Origin of the sequence: Neisseria shayeganii, from assembly GCF_014054965.1 — a bacterium.
GTDB classification, from domain to species: domain Bacteria; phylum Pseudomonadota; class Gammaproteobacteria; order Burkholderiales; family Neisseriaceae; genus Eikenella; species Eikenella shayeganii.
The window spans coordinates 792,557-808,410 of sequence record NZ_CP059567.1; the positions used below are offsets into that span (position 1 = coordinate 792,557).

The 15,854-nt window shown below is 60.8% G+C and carries 14 protein-coding genes; 9 read left to right on the forward strand and 5 right to left on the reverse strand.

The annotated features are described in order from the left end of the window. Positions 1-28: 28 nt before the first annotated feature. Complete coding sequence (locus H3L94_RS03825; protein WP_182122722.1) at positions 29-475, reverse strand: DciA family protein; 447 nt, start codon at positions 473-475, stop codon at positions 29-31. Between the two features lie 201 nt (positions 476-676). Here H3L94_RS03825 and secA point away from each other — a divergent pair, with 201 nt between their 5' ends. From secA to H3L94_RS12355, 3 genes are all read left to right on the forward strand, one after another. Further along, a complete protein-coding gene (gene secA / locus H3L94_RS03830; protein WP_182122723.1) occupies positions 677-3,427 on the forward strand; it encodes a preprotein translocase subunit SecA in 2,751 nt (916 codons plus the stop codon). Between the two features lie 41 nt (positions 3,428-3,468). Continuing rightward, positions 3,469-4,977, forward strand: coding sequence for a cryptochrome/photolyase family protein (locus H3L94_RS03835; protein ID WP_342355422.1), 1,509 nt, complete (start codon positions 3,469-3,471; stop codon positions 4,975-4,977). Between the two features lie 67 nt (positions 4,978-5,044). Further along, a complete protein-coding gene (locus tag H3L94_RS12355) occupies positions 5,045-5,191 on the forward strand; it encodes a hypothetical protein (protein WP_009117714.1) in 147 nt (48 codons plus the stop codon). Positions 5,192-5,270: 79 nt separating this feature from the next. On the opposite strand, the gene H3L94_RS03840 is transcribed toward H3L94_RS12355, so the two are convergent. Further along, positions 5,271-6,386, reverse strand: a complete 1,116-nt coding sequence (locus H3L94_RS03840; protein ID WP_182122724.1) for an aminotransferase class I/II-fold pyridoxal phosphate-dependent enzyme — start codon at positions 6,384-6,386, stop codon at positions 5,271-5,273. Between the two features lie 43 nt (positions 6,387-6,429). Here H3L94_RS03840 and H3L94_RS12360 point away from each other — a divergent pair, with 43 nt between their 5' ends. Then, on the forward strand, positions 6,430-6,576 hold the full coding sequence (locus H3L94_RS12360) for a lipoprotein signal peptidase (RefSeq protein WP_425325929.1): 147 nt from the start codon (positions 6,430-6,432) through the stop codon (positions 6,574-6,576). Between the two features lie 38 nt (positions 6,577-6,614). Here the strand turns inward: H3L94_RS12360 and H3L94_RS03845 are convergent, their stop codons facing one another. Both H3L94_RS03845 and acpS read right to left on the reverse strand, forming a co-directional pair. Then, positions 6,615-7,958 carry an aldehyde dehydrogenase family protein gene (locus H3L94_RS03845; protein ID WP_182122725.1) on the reverse strand — a complete coding sequence of 448 codons (1,344 nt, stop codon included), beginning with the start codon at positions 7,956-7,958 and terminating at the stop codon, positions 6,615-6,617. Positions 7,959-8,006: 48 nt separating this feature from the next. Continuing rightward, positions 8,007-8,390, reverse strand: coding sequence for a holo-ACP synthase (gene acpS / locus H3L94_RS03850; protein WP_182122726.1), 384 nt, complete (start codon positions 8,388-8,390; stop codon positions 8,007-8,009). A 105-nt stretch (positions 8,391-8,495) separates the two neighbouring features. Between acpS and metG the strand changes: the two genes are divergently transcribed. Both metG and tkt read left to right on the forward strand, forming a co-directional pair. Continuing rightward, positions 8,496-10,601: a methionine--tRNA ligase gene (gene metG / locus H3L94_RS03855; protein ID WP_182122727.1), complete on the forward strand. Its 2,106-nt coding sequence runs from the start codon at positions 8,496-8,498 to the stop codon at positions 10,599-10,601. A 216-nt stretch (positions 10,602-10,817) separates the two neighbouring features. Further along, positions 10,818-12,797: a transketolase gene (gene tkt / locus H3L94_RS03860; RefSeq protein WP_182122728.1), complete on the forward strand. Its 1,980-nt coding sequence runs from the start codon at positions 10,818-10,820 to the stop codon at positions 12,795-12,797. A gap of 9 nt (positions 12,798-12,806) precedes the next feature. On the opposite strand, the gene H3L94_RS12365 is transcribed toward tkt, so the two are convergent. After that, on the reverse strand, positions 12,807-12,962 hold the full coding sequence (locus tag H3L94_RS12365; RefSeq protein WP_244958869.1) for a lipoprotein signal peptidase: 156 nt from the start codon (positions 12,960-12,962) through the stop codon (positions 12,807-12,809). A gap of 235 nt (positions 12,963-13,197) precedes the next feature. Here H3L94_RS12365 and pcnB point away from each other — a divergent pair, with 235 nt between their 5' ends. The 3 genes from pcnB to H3L94_RS03875 are packed head-to-tail and all read left to right on the forward strand — an operon-like array spanning position 13,198 to position 15,738. Continuing rightward, entirely contained in the window at positions 13,198-14,565 is a 1,368-nt protein-coding gene (gene pcnB / locus H3L94_RS03865) for a polynucleotide adenylyltransferase PcnB (RefSeq protein WP_182123094.1), read from the forward strand. Then, entirely contained in the window at positions 14,562-15,059 is a 498-nt protein-coding gene (gene folK / locus H3L94_RS03870) for a 2-amino-4-hydroxy-6-hydroxymethyldihydropteridine diphosphokinase (RefSeq protein WP_182122729.1), read from the forward strand. Before pcnB ends, folK begins: the two co-directional genes overlap by 4 nt. A gap of 19 nt (positions 15,060-15,078) precedes the next feature. Further along, entirely contained in the window at positions 15,079-15,738 is a 660-nt protein-coding gene (locus H3L94_RS03875; RefSeq protein ID WP_182122730.1) for a deoxynucleoside kinase, read from the forward strand. The last annotated feature ends 116 nt before the right edge of the window (positions 15,739-15,854 follow it).

Consider the following 15,854-nt stretch of genomic DNA (forward strand, 5'->3'; position numbering starts at 1 on the left):
CGTTTGATGCCGGCTCTTCAATCAGGGTTTAGTGTTCAGGTGGCCTGTTATGGTCTGCTTTGGCTGCCAGAGTCCGCAGAGCTTCGGCCAAGTCGGGATGCTGCTGCGACAGGCGTTCGGCGGCGGCCAGGCAATGTCCGGCGGCGGCGGGGCTCAGGCGGGCCTGTTTGGTTTTCTCCGCCACCGTTTCCGGGGGGCGGATTTTAACGTGAACGCTTTGGATAGCGGAATCAATACTTTGGAGCTTCGGCACCAATGCCGGGGCAATCATGCGCAGGCGGGAGGCCGCCAGATTGTCGGCCGCGTGCAGCACCAGGGTGCCGTCGTCGCGGATGCGCACGGCGCGGCAGCGCTGCTGCAGATTGGGCGGCAAGACGGCCAGCAGGCGCGGTTCGATGCGCTGCCAGCGGCGGGCTTGGTCAATCAGGTTGTTGAGCAGGTGGTTTTCGCGACTGAGGCGGTCGAGGTCGGTCATGGGGCTACCTGAAAAGGGCAGGTGGGGAAAACGGCTTGGGGCTACCTGAAAGCAGCGGCTTGAAAAGCCGGCCTATGGCACCATATTGGCGCGCATTGTACCCGCGAAACGGCGCTTCTATGCTAAAATCGCGCGTTGATTTTTTGACTGCCGCCGCCACGCAGCACAGGCGGCGGCCGCTCCCCAAGATTGGATTTTTCTATGATTACTGCACTGGCCAAGAAAGTATTCGGCAGCCGCAACGACCGCCTGTTGAAACAATACCGCAAAGCGGTGAAACGCATCGGCGACATGGAGCCCACCCTGCAGGCGCTCAGTGATGCCGAACTGCAAGCCAAAACCGTCGAATTCAAACAAAAATTGGCCGAAGGCGCCTCGCTCGACCACATTCTTGAAGAAGCGTTTGCCGTCTGCCGCGAAGCTTCGCGCCGCGTATTGAATATGCGCCATTTCGATGTGCAGCTCATCGGCGGCATGGTGCTGCATCAGGGCAAAATCGCCGAAATGCGCACCGGCGAAGGCAAAACCTTGGTGGCTACCTTGGCGGTGTACCTCAATGCCCTGGCCGGTAAAGGCGTGCACGTGGTCACCGTCAACGATTATCTGGCCGCCCGCGACGCGGCCATTATGGAGCCGCTTTACAACTTCCTTGGCTTGAGCGTGGGCGTGGTGGTGGCCGATATGGATCATGCTGCCAAACAGGCCGCCTATCAGGCCGACATCACCTACGGCACCAACAACGAATTCGGTTTCGACTACCTGCGCGACAATATGGTGCACCATGTGCAAGAGCGCGTGCAGCGCGAGCTGAACTTCGCCGTGGTGGACGAAGTCGACTCCATTCTGATCGACGAAGCGCGTACGCCGCTGATTATTTCCGGCCAGGCCGACGACAACACCGATCTTTATCTGGTGATGAACAAAGTGCCCGGCCAGCTGGTGCGCCAGCAGGAAGAAGAGGGCGAAGGCGATTACTGGGTGGACGAGAAAAACAACACCGTGCTGCTCAGCGAAGCCGGCCACGAACACGCCGAAGAAATCCTCACCGGCATGGGCCTGTTGCAGGAAGGCGATTCGCTCTATTCGGTGGGCAACATCACCCTTATGCACCACTTGATGGCCGCTTTGCGCGCCCACAGCCTGTTCCACCTCGACCAGCATTATGTGGTGCAGGGTGGAGAAATTGTGATTGTGGACGAATTCACCGGCCGCTTGATGTCGGGCCGCCGTTGGTCGGACGGCCTGCATCAGGCGGTGGAAGCCAAAGAAGGCGTGGAAATCCGCCGCGAAAACCAAACCCTGGCTTCCATTACCTTCCAAAACTATTTCCGCCTCTACCACAAGCTGTCCGGCATGACCGGCACCGCCGACACCGAGGCTTACGAGTTCCAAAGCATTTACGGCTTGGAAACCGTGATCATCCCCACCAACCGCCCGATGGTGCGCAAAGACCACAACGACCAAGTGTTCCGCACCGCCGAAGAAAAATACGAAGCCGTGGTAGCCGATATCCGTGCGCGTCACGAAAAAGGCCAGCCGATTTTGGTGGGCACCACCAGCATCGAAAACTCCGAATTGGTGTCCGAACTGCTTAACCGCGCCGGCTTGCGCCACAGCGTGCTCAATGCCAAAGAGCATGCCCGCGAGGCCGATATTGTCGCGCAGGCGGGCAAGCCGGGCATGATTACCGTGGCCACCAATATGGCCGGCCGCGGCACCGACATCGTGCTGGGCGGCAACGTGAAGCACCAAAGCCAAATCATCCAGGCCGATCCTTCCTTGGACGAAGCCGAAAAAGCCCGCCGCATCGCTGCTTTGGAAGCCGAATGGCCGGCCGAACACGAAAAAGTGCTGGCTGCCGGCGGCCTGCACATTGTGGGCACCGAGCGCCACGAAAGCCGCCGCATCGACAACCAGCTGCGCGGCCGTGCCGGTCGTCAGGGCGATGCCGGCTCCAGCCGTTTTTATCTGTCGTTCGAAGACCCGCTGTTGCGCTTGTTCGCCCTTGACCGCCATGCTGCACTGCTCGACAAACTGGCGCCCGAGCGCGGTATCCCGATTGAGGCCGGCCTGCTCACCCGTCAAATCGAAGGTGCGCAGCGCAAAGTGGAAGGCCGCAACTTCGATATGCGCAAACAGGTATTGGAATACGACGACGTGGCCAACGACCAGCGCAAAGTCATCTACCAACACCGCAACGACGTGCTGGAAAGTCAGGATACCGGCGAGATGATGCGCGAAATCCGCCAGGAAGCCATCGACGGCGTGATTGACCTCTATATGCCGGCAGACAGCTTGGAAGAGCAATGGGACCTGCCGGCAATGGAAATGCAGCTCTTGTCCGATTACGGCATCCACGCGCCGGTGTCCGAATGGCTGAAAGCCGACGCTCAGTTGGACAACGCCGATGTCAAAGAGCGCGTGTGGGCGCTGGCCGAAACCGATTATGCCGCCAAAACCGATTTGGTCGGCCGCGAGACCATGACCCAGTTCGAGCGCAACATCTTCCTGCAAATGATGGACAACCAATGGCGCGAACACTTGGCCGCCATGGATTATCTGCGCCAAGGCATCCACCTGCGCGGCTATGCGCAGAAAAACCCGAAGCAGGAATACAAGCGCGAGTCGTTCGAAATGTTCCAACATCTGTGGCAGAACATCCGCACCGAGACCGCCAAGCTCTTGTCGCGTATTCAATTCCAGCTCAACGAGCCGGTGGCCGAAGAAACCGAGGCCGCGCCTCTGAGCCAATACCGCGAAAGCCATTCCCCCGCGCCCGCGATGGCGGACTTGGCGCAAGGCTCCAGCCAGAGCGCCGCATTGGCGGCCATGAGCCCGGAAGACCTCAGCCCCGATGCCTTGGCCGCCCGCGGCATCGCCATCCACCGCAACGATCCCTGCCCGTGCGGCAGCGGTTTGAAATACAAACAATGCCACGGCAAGCTGGCCTGAGCTTTCAGCTAGCCTGACCTGCCTGCCATACGCCGGTGCAAATGCGCCGGCGTATTTCTTTGCCGGCCGATTCGCCCTACAATGCCAGCTCTGTTTTGTTTTCAGGTAGCCCGATGACCGCCACCACCTTAGTTTGGTTCCGTCGCGATTTGCGCTTGGATGATCACAGCGCGCTGATGGCCGCCATGCGTGCCGGCCGCCCGCTGGTGGGCGTGTTTGTGTTCGACCGCCACATTCTCGACCCGCTGCCGCCTGACGACCGCCGCCTCACCTTTATCTGCCAGTGCCTCGACGATTTGGCCGCGCAGCTGGCCGAGCTGGGCATGCCGCTGCACACCGTGCACGGCCTGCCGGAGGAAGTGCTGCCCGAGTTGGCCGCCCGCTGCGGAGCGGCGGAAGTGGTGTGTGCCGAAGATTACGAGCCGGCGGCGATCGACCGCGACAACCGCGTCGGCGCCCGTCTGATGGCGCAAAACTGCCGCCTGCTCAGCGTGTGCGACCAAGTGTTGCTGCCCAAGAGCACGGTGATGAACAAACAGGGCCGCCCCTATACCGTGTTCACGCCGTATAAAAAAGCCTGGCTGGCGCTGTATGCCGATATTTATGCCGGCTGGCAGCCCGTCGATATCCGCGCTGATGTGGCCGCCCTGCAGCGCGGGCTACCTGAACACCTGCGCCAAGCCGCCGCGCCCCTGAGGCCGGCCGATTTGGGTTTTGCCGACAGCGTGCTGATTCAAGCGGGCGGCGAACGGGCCGCCCAAGCCGCTTGGCAGCGATTTTTGCCGCGTTTGGGCGATTATGCGGTGTTGCGCGATTTCCCCGCGCGCAAGGGCACCTCCGGGCTGTCGCCGCATCTGCGTTTCGGTACGCTTTCCGTGCGGCGGCTGGCGGCGGCTGCGTATGCAGACGGCAGCGAAGGGGCATCGGTTTGGTTGAGCGAATTGATTTGGCGCGAATTTTTCCAGCAGTTTCTGTATCACCACCCCGAAGCGGCGGAGCAGGGTTTCCGGCCGGAATACCGCGCACTGGCTTGGGAAAACCGTGCCGATGACATCGAAGCCTGGCAGGCCGGCCAAACCGGCTATCCGCTGATTGATGCCGCCATGCGTCATCTGCGGCGCAGCGGGCAGATGCACAACCGCCTGCGCATGGTGTGCGCTTCGTTTTTCTGCAAAGACCTGCTGTGCGACTGGCGCATCGGCGAAGCCTGGTTTGCCCGCCAGCTGCTGGATTTCGACCTCGCGGCCAACAACGGCGGCTGGCAGTGGGCGGCCGGCACCGGTTGCGACGCCCAGCCGTATTTCCGCCATTTCAACCCGCTCACCCAATCGCAGAAATTCGACCCCGAAGGCCAGTTTATCCGCCGCCATGTGCCCGAATTGGCCCATCTCGACGCCCGCAGCATCCACGCCCCTTGGCTGTGGGCCGACAACATCGACACCCACGGCTATCCGCCGCCGATTGTGCAACATGCCCGCCAGCGCGAACGGGCTTTAGCGCTGTATGCCCGCGCGCAGGAAGAATGGAAAAAAGGGGCGGGAAAAGATTGAGGCGCCGGTAGGAAGGCCGTTTGGCAACCGGCAAAACAGAGGCGGGTACGGCGGCAGGCTGAGACCTTTGCAAAACCCCCATCTGCGGCGCATTTCTGCGTTGTGCGCTGCTCGCTCGCTTGCCTATCTATATGATATGTCTTCGCTCGCTGCGCTGCTACGCCTTGAACTGCATCCACATCTGGGGGTTTTGCAAAGGTCTCAGGCTACCTGAAACAAAAAGCCGAGGGCCGTTTCGCAAACCAAGAAAAAAAGCAGGTTGGGCAACCTGCTTTTTTTGTTGGCCGGCGGGCTCAGCGTTCGGCCAGCCAGCGGCGGATGCGTTCCACGCCTTCCTGCATATGGGCGGTTTCGCGGGTGTAGGCAAAGCGCAGGTAGTGGCCGGTGCGGTGGCGGCCGAAGTCGATGCCAGGGGTGCAGGCTACCTGAATATCGGCCAGCATCTGTTTGGCGAAGGCGTAGCTGTCGTCGGTGTAGCGGGAAACGTCGGCCCACAGGTAAAACGCGCCCTGCGGTTTGGCGTCAATGGGAAACAGGGGGTTGAGCGCCTGATAGAGGAAGTCGCGGCGGGCTTTGAACTGCTCGCGGATGCCGTTCAGGTAGCCTTCATCGAAGGCGGCTAGGGCGCCGTATTGGCTGAGGGTGGGCGCGCAGATAAACAGGTTTTGCGCCACGACTTCGGCGGCGCGTACTTTGTGTTCGGGCACGATGACCCAGCCCAAGCGGGCGCCGGGCATACAGAAGTATTTGGAAAAGCCGTTGATGACGTAGGCGTCGGGGTTGAACTGCAGGGCGGTGGCGGCTTGGCCGTCGTACACCAGGCCGTGGTAGAGCTCGTCGGAAATAAAGGCGGTGCCGTGCGTGCGGCAGTGTTCGTTTAGGGCCTGCAGCCGTTCGGGGGTGTAGAGGTTGCCGGTGGGGTTGGCGGGCGAGGAAATCTGCAGGGCGGCCAGTCGGCGGCCGTGCAGTTGGTCGGGATGGAGTTGGTAGTGGTCTTCGGCGCCGACGGGGAAAAACTCGGGTGTCACGTCGAGCAGGTGGGCGAAGTTTTGGTAGCAGGGGTAGGAGGGGTCGGTGAGGCCGAGGCGGCTGCCGGGCGGCAGGGTGAGGGCGTAGGCGATGAGGAAGGCGCCGCTGGTGCCGGGGGTGAGTAGGATGCGCTCGGGGGCAACATGTACGCCGTATTCGTTTTGGTAGTGGGCGCTGATTTTTTCGCGCAGCTCGGGCAGGCCGAGGCTTTCGGTGTAGCTGAAGCGGTTGTCGGCCACGGCCTGCTGCAGGGCGGCTTTGATGGCGGGGGCGGGTGGCAGGTCGGGCTGGCCGATTTCGAAGTGGACGGCGTGGGGATAACGGGCGGCTTCGCGCACGATGTCCATCACGATAAAAGCGTTCATTTTTTGGTCGCGCATAGGGGGCTTTCGGACGGGGTAATCATATTGAAGGCTGAGACCTTTGCAAAATCCCCATCTGCGGCGCATTTCTGCGTTGTGCGCTGCTCGCTCGCTTGCCTATCTAGATGATATGTCTTCGCTCGCTGCGCTGCTACGCCTTGAACTGCATCCACATCTGAGGGTTTTGCAAAGGTCTCAGGCTACCTGAAAGGCGGCGAGGCTTTTCAGGTAGCCTGAATTGGGGATTTATTTCTGCCAGTAGCTTTTTACGTTCACAAATTCGTAGAGGCCGAATTCGGAGAGTTCGCGGCCGTAGCCGGAGTCTTTCACGCCGCCGAAGGGCAGACGCAAATCGCTGCTGGTGTGGCGGTTGATGAACACGCTGCCGGCTTCGATTTGCTGCGCCAGCGCCCAGGCCTGTTCGTGGTCGGCGGAGTAGATGCTGGCGCCGAGGCCGAAGCGGTTGTCGTTGGCAATGCGCACGGCATCGGCGGCATCGCGGGCACGGAAAATGCCCACCGCGGGGCCGAACACTTCTTCACGGTACATGCGGCAGGCGGGCGTGATGCCGCTGAGCACGGTGGCGGGATAGAAGGTGCTGCCGTCGTCGGGCAGTTTGCCGCCGAGCAAGAGTTCGGCGCCGTGGGCCACGGCATCCTGCACTTGGGCGTGGACCTTGAGCTGGAGGTCGCGGCGGTGCAGCGGGGCGAGGGTGGTGTCGGCGTGCATGGGGTCGCCGCGTTTCAGGTAGCCACATTCGTGCAGAAACAGGCGGGTGAACTCGTCGGCTGCGTTTTCGGTCACGATGATGCGTTTGGCGGCGTTGCAGGATTGGCCGGCGTCGCGGAAGCGCGAATAGCAGGCGTCGGCGGCGGCTTGGGTCAGGTCGGCGTCGTCGAGCACGATGAAGGCGTTGCTGCCGCCCAGTTCGAGCACCGATTTTTTCAGGCTGGCGCCGGCCAGGGCGGCCAGTTTGGCGCCGGTGTCGGTGGAGCCGGTGAAAGCCATGGCGTCGCAACGGGCGATGGCCTCGGCCACATCGGCTTCGGCCAGCCACAGCGGGCGGAAAGGCAGCTCGCTGCCGGCCAGGTCGAACAGCGCCTGCGTGACCCGCAGCACGCTGGGCGCGGGTTTGACCACGCAGGCGTTGCCGGAGCAAAGTGCTGGTACGGCGAAACGGATGATCTGCCACACGGGGTAGTTCCACGGCATCACGGCCAACACCACGCCCAAAGGCTCGAAGCGCACTTGGCTGAGGCTGGCTTGGGTGGCGATGGTTTGGTGTTGCAAGAGCTGCGGAGCCAAACGGGCGTAGTAGCGCACCAGTTCCACCGATTTGTCGAGTTCGGCTTCGCATTCGCGCAGGCAGCGGCCCACTTCTTCGCACACCATACGTGCCAGTTCGTGTTTGGTATCGGCAAGGCGTTCGGCAAAACGGAGCAGGGCGGCAATCCGCGCCTGCACGCCGGCGGTCGCCCAATCGGGCTGGCGGGCACGGACGGCATCCAGTGCGGCGATCCAAACAGGGGTTTCTTCGGGCGGGCGCTGTTCGAGCAGGCGGCCGGAGGCAACGTGGCGGCTGTAAAACATGGTGCTTTTTCTTTTGGTGGCGGTTTTCAGGTAGCCTTTTGGGCGCGTTCAGGCAGCCTTTTCGGCCACGGCAAACGCCATGATTAGCTTGCCTTCGTCGCTCAGGCTGAGGTGGACTTTGCGGATGCCGCGTTCGTCCAGCCATGCCTGCAGCAGCGGCTCCACAATAAACTCCGGCCGGCCGAGCGAGTCGTGGCCGACCGAAATGTGGTGGAGGGTGACCGGAGAGCGCAGGCCGGTGTGCACCGCTTTGGCAAACGCTTCTTTGGCGGCGAAGCGCTTGGCCAGGTAGTTCACCGGATCGCCTGCCGAGGGCAGTTCCAGCAACTCGATGCGGCTGAGGATTTTTTCCGCCAGCGCCTGGCCGAATTTGGCGTGCATCCGCTCGATGCGCGTGCTGTCGAGCATGTCTGTGCCGATACCGTAAATCATGGCCGCAGCCTTTCTCTTGCGTGAAACCGAAGCGGGCATTGTACCCGAACGGCGGGGGATTTAGGCTATAATCCGGCCTTTTGATATTCTGTGGCACACCCCACCATGACCCAACGCAAAATCCTCGTTACCTCCGCTCTGCCGTATGCCAACGGCAGCATCCACTTAGGCCACATGGTCGAGCACATCCAAACCGACATCTGGGTGCGCTTCCAAAAAATGCGCGGCCACGAATGCCATTACTGCTGCGCCGACGACACCCACGGTACGCCCGTGATGCTGGCCGCCCAAAAACAAGGCATGAAGCCCGAAGACATGATTGCCAAAGTGCGCGAAGAACATTTGGCCGACTTTACCGGCTTCCACATCGGCTACGACAACTATTACAGCACCCATTCGCCTGAAAACAAACAGCTTTCCGAACAAATCTACCTTGCCCTCAAAGCCAACGGCAAAATCGAAAGCCGCGTTATCGAGCAGCTGTTCGACCCCGAAAAAAACATGTTCCTGCCCGACCGCTTCGTGAAAGGCGAATGCCCCAAATGCCACGCCAAAGACCAATACGGCGACAACTGCGAATCGTGCGGCACCACCTACTCGCCTACCGAGCTGATCAACCCCTATTCCGCCGTATCCGGTGCCACCCCCGTGCTGAAAGAATCCGAACACTTCTTCTTCAAGCTCGGCGAGTGCGCCGACTACCTGAAAGAATGGACTTCCGGCAGTACCACGCTTTCAGACGGCCGCATCCAGCCGCACCTGCAAGCCGAAGCCCTCAACAAAATGAACGAATGGCTGGGCGGTGGAGAAAACGGCGAAACCACCCTTTCCGATTGGGACATCAGCCGCGACGCACCTTATTTCGGCTTTGAAATCCCCGGCGCACCCGGCAAATATTTCTACGTTTGGCTCGACGCACCCGTCGGCTACATGGCCTCGTTCAAAAACCTGTGCGACCGCACCGGCCTGAATTACGACGAATATTTCCAAGCAGGCAGCCAAACCGAAATGTACCACTTCATCGGCAAAGACATACTCTACTTCCACGCCCTGTTTTGGCCCGCCATGCTCAAATTCAGCGGCCACCGCGCCCCCACCGGCGTGTTCGCCCACGGCTTTTTAACCGTCGACGGCCAAAAAATGTCCAAATCGCGCGGCACCTTCATCACCGCCAAATCCTACCTCGACGGCGGCCTCAACCCCGAATGGATGCGCTACTACATCGCCGCCAAACTCAACAGCAAAATCGAAGACATCGACTTGAACCTGAACGACTTCATCGCCCGCGTCAACAGCGATTTGGTCGGCAAATACGTCAACATCGCCGCCCGTGCCTCAGGCTTTATCGCCAAACGCTTTGAAGGCCGTCTGAAAGACGTTTCAGGTAGCCTTTTGCTGCAAAAACTCGCCGCCGAGTGCGACAGCATCGCTGCTGATTTCGAACACCGCGAATACGCCAAAGCCCTGCGCGAAATCATGGCGCTGGCCGACGCAGTAAACGAATACGTCGATGCCAACAAACCGTGGGAGTTGGCCAAACAAGAAGACCAAGACGCGCGCCTGCACGAAGTATGCAGCGAGCTGATCAACGCCTTCAAAATCCTCACCATCTACCTCGCGCCCGTGCTGCCCAAAGTCGCCGAACGTACAGCCGCCTTCCTCAATCTCGACGGCCTGCGCTGGGCCGATGCCGCAACCGTACTGCCCGAAGGCCACACCATCAACAAATACGAACATTTAATGCAACGAGTGGAGCAAAAACAAGTGGACGATTTAATCGAAGCCAACAAACAAAGCATTCAGAGTGCGCAGCCTGCCAGTGGTACGGCCTCAGCCGAAGCCGCCCCCGCCGAAACCAACCAATACACGCCCGTCGCCGAACAAGCCAGCTTCGACGACTTCATGAAAATCGACATGCGCGTCGCCAAAGTGCTGAACTGCGAAGCCGTCGAAGGCAGCACGAAACTGCTCAAATTCGACCTCGACTTCGGCTTTGAACAACGCATCATCTTCTCAGGCATCGCCGCCAGCTACCCCAACCCCGCCGAACTCAACGGCCGCATGGTGATCGCCGTTGCCAATTTTGCCCCGCGCAAAATGGCTAAATTCGGCGTATCCGAAGGCATGATCCTTTCCGCCGCCACGGCAGACGGCAAACTGAAGCTGCTGGACGTGGATGCCGGCGCGCAGCCGGGGGATAAGGTGGGTTGATGGTTTTGCCGCAAGCCCATTGAAAAGCGGCCGCAACGGTTACCATGCCGTTGTGGCCGCTTTTTTCGGCTTGCCGTTTCGTATGCCCGGAGTGTTTTCAGGTAGCCTCATGCTGCTGTTTTCTGCCGTTTGGCCGGGGCGGCGGATTGTCCGAAGCGGGCAAATAATGCGATAATCCGCGCCGTTTTTCCACACACTGAAAAAGGCTTCAACACCATGCCGACACCCACCGCCAATGCCATCCGTTTCCTCTCCATGGACGCCGTCCAGCAAGCCAATTCCGGCCACCCCGGCGCGCCGATGGGCATGGCCGAGATGGCCGATGTGCTGTGGCGCGAATTTCTCAGGCACAACCCGGCCAACCCGCGTTTTGTTAACCGCGACCGCTTTGTGCTCTCCAACGGCCACGCCTCCATGCTGCTCTACAGCCTGCTGCACCTGAGCGGTTACGATGTTTCCATCGACGACTTGAAAAACTTCCGTCAGCTGCACAGCAAAACTCCCGGCCACCCCGAATACGGCTACACCGACGGCGTGGAAACCACCACCGGCCCCTTGGGCCAGGGCATTGCCAATGCGGTGGGCATGGCGCTGGCAGAAAAAATCCTTGCCGAAGAGTTCAACCAAGACGGCCTGAATATTGTCGATCACCACACTTATGTGTTCTTGGGCGACGGCTGTTTGATGGAAGGCGTGTCGCACGAGGCCTGCTCGCTGGCCGGCACCTTGGGCCTGGGCAAGCTGGTGGTGCTCTACGACGACAACAATATTTCCATCGACGGCAAGGTGGACGGCTGGTTTACCGAAAACATTCCGCAGCGCTTCGAGAGCTACGGCTGGCATGTGGTGCCGAATGTGGACGGCCATAACCCCGAAGCGGTGCGCGCGGCGATTGCTGCGGCCAAGGCCGAAACCGCCAAGCCCTCCATCATCTGCTGCAAAACCCTGATCGGCAAAGGCGCGGCCAATAAGGAAGGCAGCCACAAAACCCACGGCGCGCCCTTGGGCGCCGACGAAATCGCGGCCACCCGCGCGAATTTGGGTTGGGCGCAAGGCCCGTTTGAAGTGCCGCAGGCGGTGTACGACGCTTGGAATGCCAAAGACAAAGGCGCGGCGCTGGAAGCCGAATGGCAGCGTTTATTTGCCGAATACCAAAGCCGTTTCCCGGCCAAGGCCGCCGAATTTTTGCGCCGCAGCGAAGGCAGGCTACCTGAAAACTTCGACGCCCATATTGACACCGCGCTGGCGGCGGTGTGCGACAAAGGCGAAAAAATCGCCACCCGAAAAGCCAGCCAAAACAGCATCGAAGTGTTGGCGCAGGTGTTGCCCGAATTGGTGGGCGGCTCGGCCGACCTCACCCCGTCCAACCTCACCGACTGGTCGAACAGCCGCGCGGTGAGCGCCGAAGCAGGCGGCAATTATCTGCACTACGGCGTGCGCGAATTCGGCATGGCCGCCATCATGAACGGCATGGCGCTGCACGGCGGCGTGAAACCCTTTGGCGCCACCTTCTTGATGTTCAGCGAATACGCCCGCAACGCCTTGCGCATGGCGGCGCTGATGAAAATCAACCCGGTGTTTGTGTTCACCCACGATTCCATCGGCTTGGGCGAAGACGGCCCCACCCACCAGCCGGTGGAGCAAACCGCCACCTTGCGCCTGATTCCAAACATGACGGTTTGGCGCCCCTGCGACAGCGCCGAAAGCCTGGTGGCCTGGGCCGAAGCCGCCAAAGCTGCCGACCACCCCAGCTGCCTGGTGTTCAGCCGCCAAAATCTGCCCTTTGTGCCGCGCAGCGCCGCGCAGTTGGCCGACATCCGCCGCGGGGCCTATGTGTTGAGCGAGGCCGACAGCGCCCAAGCGGTGATTATCGCCACCGGCTCCGAAGTGGAGCTGGCGTTGCAAGCGCAACAGGCTTTGGCCGAACAAGGCGTGGCGGTGAACGTGGTATCGATGCCGTCCACCAATGTGTTCGACCGTCAAGATGCCGCCTACCGCCACAGCGTGCTGCCGCCGCAATTGCCCAAAGTGGCGGTGGAAGCCGGCGTCAGCGACGGCTGGTATAAATACGTGGGCCTGGACGGCAAAGTGGTGGGCCTGGACCGCTTCGGCGAATCCGCCCCGGCCGAGCAGCTGTTTGCCGAATTCGGTTTCACGGTGGACAAGGTGGTGGCCGCGGTGAAAGCGGTGCTGTAAAACATTGCCTCAAACAGACAGAGACCTTTGCAAACCCCCCAGATGTGGATGCAGTTCAAGGCGTAGCAGCGCAGCGAACGCAGACATATCATACAGATAGGCAAGTGAGCGAGCAGCGCACAACGCAGAAATGCGCCGCAGATGGGGGTTTTGCAAAGGTCTCAGACAGGCTGCCCTGAACGGGCAGCCTTTTTATGCTGGTGTGGCCGGCGCGATGTGTTTGCTCGGGTCCGACTCCGCCGGCAAAGAAATCATTCGGATGGTTGCCTGCGCGGAAAAATGCCCGCTTTTCTCTTGTATGCACAGCCGGATTCGGGCAGGCGGAGCAAATTCGGTTATACTGCGCACTTTTTGGCGGCGCCCTTGCGCCGCCGGCATGCTGGATGATTTTGAACGCAATATGTTGAAAAAGTGGCTACATAAAGTATTTCCCGCCAAATCTGCGGCCGTGCGTCCTCGGAAAACCGTGTTGCCTTTTGCCGAGCACGGCATCGAAGCGGGCAGCATCAGTTTCGCGGCCGAGAAAGTGGTGTCCCGCCTGCATCAGGCCGGTTTTGAAGCCTATGTGGTGGGCGGTGCGGTGCGCGATTTACTGCTCGGCATCGAGCCCAAGGATTTCGATGTGGCCACCAATGCGCGGCCGGAAGAGGTGCGCAAAATTTTCCGCCGCAGCCGCATCATCGGGCGGCGCTTTCAGATTGTGCATGTGATGGTGGGGCCGGAAACCATCGAGGTGACCACTTTTCGCGGCGGCGGCCGGCCCGCCCGCCAAAACGAACACGGCCGCATCATGCAGGACAACAGTTACGGCACTCTGGCCCAAGATGCGGAACGGCGCGACTTCACTTGCAATGCGCTCTACTACAACCCGCAACGCCAAGAAATCACCGATTTTCACTACGGTGTGGACGACATCCGCGCCAAACGGCTGGTGATGATCGGCGATGCCCGCGAACGCTATCAGGAAGACCCGGTGCGTATGCTGCGGGCAGCGCGTTTGTCGGGCAAACTGGGTTTTCAGGTAGCCGAAGACACTGCTGAGCCGATTGCGGCGCAACTGCATCTGTTGCCGAAAGAGCCCTTGGCGCGCCTGTTTGACGAGGTGATGAAAATCTTGTTTTCCGGTTCGGCCGAAGACTGCCTGCGCCAGCTCAAACAGCTGCAGATGGATGCCCGCCCGCTGCATCCCCTGCTGGATGCCGCCCTGCACGGCCTGCCGCCGGCGGGGGAGCATAATATGGTCTCATTGGCGCTGGCCAATACCGACCGCCGCCTGAAGGCAGACCAATCGGTGTCGGTGGGGTTTGTGCTGGCGGCGGTGTTGTGGCCGCAGGTGCAGCGTTATTGGCAGCAACAGCGCCGGCAGGGCAAAAAAGACGATGCGGCTTTGTCGGCCGCGATTGCGCAGATGCGCGAACAAATGGAAAAGGGCTGGGGTGTGCCGCAGCGCTATGCGGCCACCATGCGCGAGATTTGGATTTTACAGCCGCGTTTCGACCACCGCCGCGGCGCCCGTCCGTTCCGCCTGTTGGCGCAGCAGCGTTTCCGCGCCGCTTACGATTTTCTGCTCTTGCGCGCACAAACCGGCGAAGCCGAGCAGGAAACCGCCGATTGGTGGGCCTCTTTCCAAGAGGCGGACGAAGCGCAACGGGTGGCCATGGTGCAGGCACAGCAGCCCTGCCGCTTGGACGACGAACCGGCTGCGCCGAAAAAACGCCGCCGCCGTCGCAAAAAACCGGCGGCCAAGCGTGAGGAAACGTCGGCATGAATCCGGTTTACATCGCTTTGGGCAGCAATCTGGCACAGCCCGTTCGCCAGCTCCAATCCGCCTTGGTTGCTTTGGCCGCCCATCCCTCGATTCAGGTAGCCGCCTGTTCGTCTTTTTACCGCACCGCACCGGTGGGCTATGATGAGCAGCCCGATTTCATCAATGCGGTGGCCCTGCTGCAAACCGATCTGCCGCCGCCCGAGCTGCTGCGCGTCTTGCAGGCCGCCGAAGAAGCGGCCGGCCGGGTGCGCAGCTTCCGCAACGCCCCGCGTACGCTGGATTTGGACATCATCGATTACCACGGCCAAGTGTGGGACACGCCGGATTTGCAGCTGCCCCATCCCCGTGCCGCCGAGCGCGGTTTTGTGATGGTGCCGCTGGCCGAAATCGCGCCGCAGCACCGCCTGCCCGGCCGGCAGCAGACCGCCGCCGAGTTGGCCGCGGCCTTGGCCGGCCAAGGGGTGGTCAAACTGGATACAACGCTTTTCAGGTAGCCCGGAAGGGACGGCTTTTATGCAAAACAAAAACCGCTATATTGTTGTCGAAGGTGCCATCGGCAGCGGCAAGTCCGCCCTCAGCCGTCGTTTGGCCGAGCATTACGGCTGCCCCTTGCTGAGCGAGGCGGCGGCGCAGAATCCGTTTCTGGAGCAGTTTTACCTCAATGCCGCCAACCACGGCCTGGCCGCCGAGTTGCACTTTCTGCTGCGCCGCGCCGAAATGCTCGGCATCATCGCGGCGGTGGACGAAATCCACGATGCGCATGCCGGCATGCAGCAGCGGGTAGTGAGCGATTTTCTGCTGGAAAAAGACCAGATTTACGTGCCGGCGATTTTGAATGAGGCCGAGCAGACGCTGTATTGGGAAATCAAGCAGAAAATCATGCCCGAATTTCCGGTGCCCGATTTGGTGATTTACCTGCAAACTTCGGCGGAAACCGACGAGCGCCGCCTGCGAAAACGCGGCGAGGCGGCGGTCAATCTGTTCCCGCCCGGCTATTTGCGCCAGATACACGAAGAATACCACCGCTATTTCTACCTCTACGACCGCGCGCCCTTGTTGATTGCCAATGCCGACGAGTTGGATTTGTGCGGCAACGACGAGCATTTCGCCCTCTTGCTGCAGGCGGTGGAGAATATGCAAGGCAGCCGTTTCTACCTCAATCTGCATGAATAAACCGCAATAGGGTTTGATGGCTTTCAGGTAGCCTGAAGCCCAAGCCGGCTGGTGTAGGTGTGTTCAGGTAGCCTGCGGCAAAGCGGATTCCCTTAAAGAAACTTCAGGCTGCCTGA

Bases quoted from the DNA above. Each gene is read 5' to 3' on its own strand.
- H3L94_RS03875 (WP_182122730.1), top strand. From the start codon at position 15,079: ATGCAAAACAAAAACCGCTATATTGTTGTCGAAGGTGCCATCGGCAGC.
- H3L94_RS03840 (WP_182122724.1), bottom strand. From the start codon at position 6,386: ATGCGCGACCAAAAAATGAACGCTTTTATCGTGATGGACATCGTGCGC.
- folK (WP_182122729.1), top strand. From the start codon at position 14,562: ATGAATCCGGTTTACATCGCTTTGGGCAGCAATCTGGCACAGCCCGTT.
- H3L94_RS03825 (WP_182122722.1), bottom strand. From the start codon at position 475: ATGACCGACCTCGACCGCCTCAGTCGCGAAAACCACCTGCTCAACAAC.
- secA (WP_182122723.1), top strand. From the start codon at position 677: ATGATTACTGCACTGGCCAAGAAAGTATTCGGCAGCCGCAACGACCGC.
- acpS (WP_182122726.1), bottom strand. From the start codon at position 8,390: ATGATTTACGGTATCGGCACAGACATGCTCGACAGCACGCGCATCGAG.
- H3L94_RS03835 (WP_342355422.1), top strand. From the start codon at position 3,469: ATGCGCCGGCGTATTTCTTTGCCGGCCGATTCGCCCTACAATGCCAGC.
- tkt (WP_182122728.1), top strand. From the start codon at position 10,818: ATGCCGACACCCACCGCCAATGCCATCCGTTTCCTCTCCATGGACGCC.
- metG (WP_182122727.1), top strand. From the start codon at position 8,496: ATGACCCAACGCAAAATCCTCGTTACCTCCGCTCTGCCGTATGCCAAC.
- H3L94_RS03845 (WP_182122725.1), bottom strand. From the start codon at position 7,958: ATGTTTTACAGCCGCCACGTTGCCTCCGGCCGCCTGCTCGAACAGCGC.
- pcnB (WP_182123094.1), top strand. From the start codon at position 13,198: ATGTTGAAAAAGTGGCTACATAAAGTATTTCCCGCCAAATCTGCGGCC.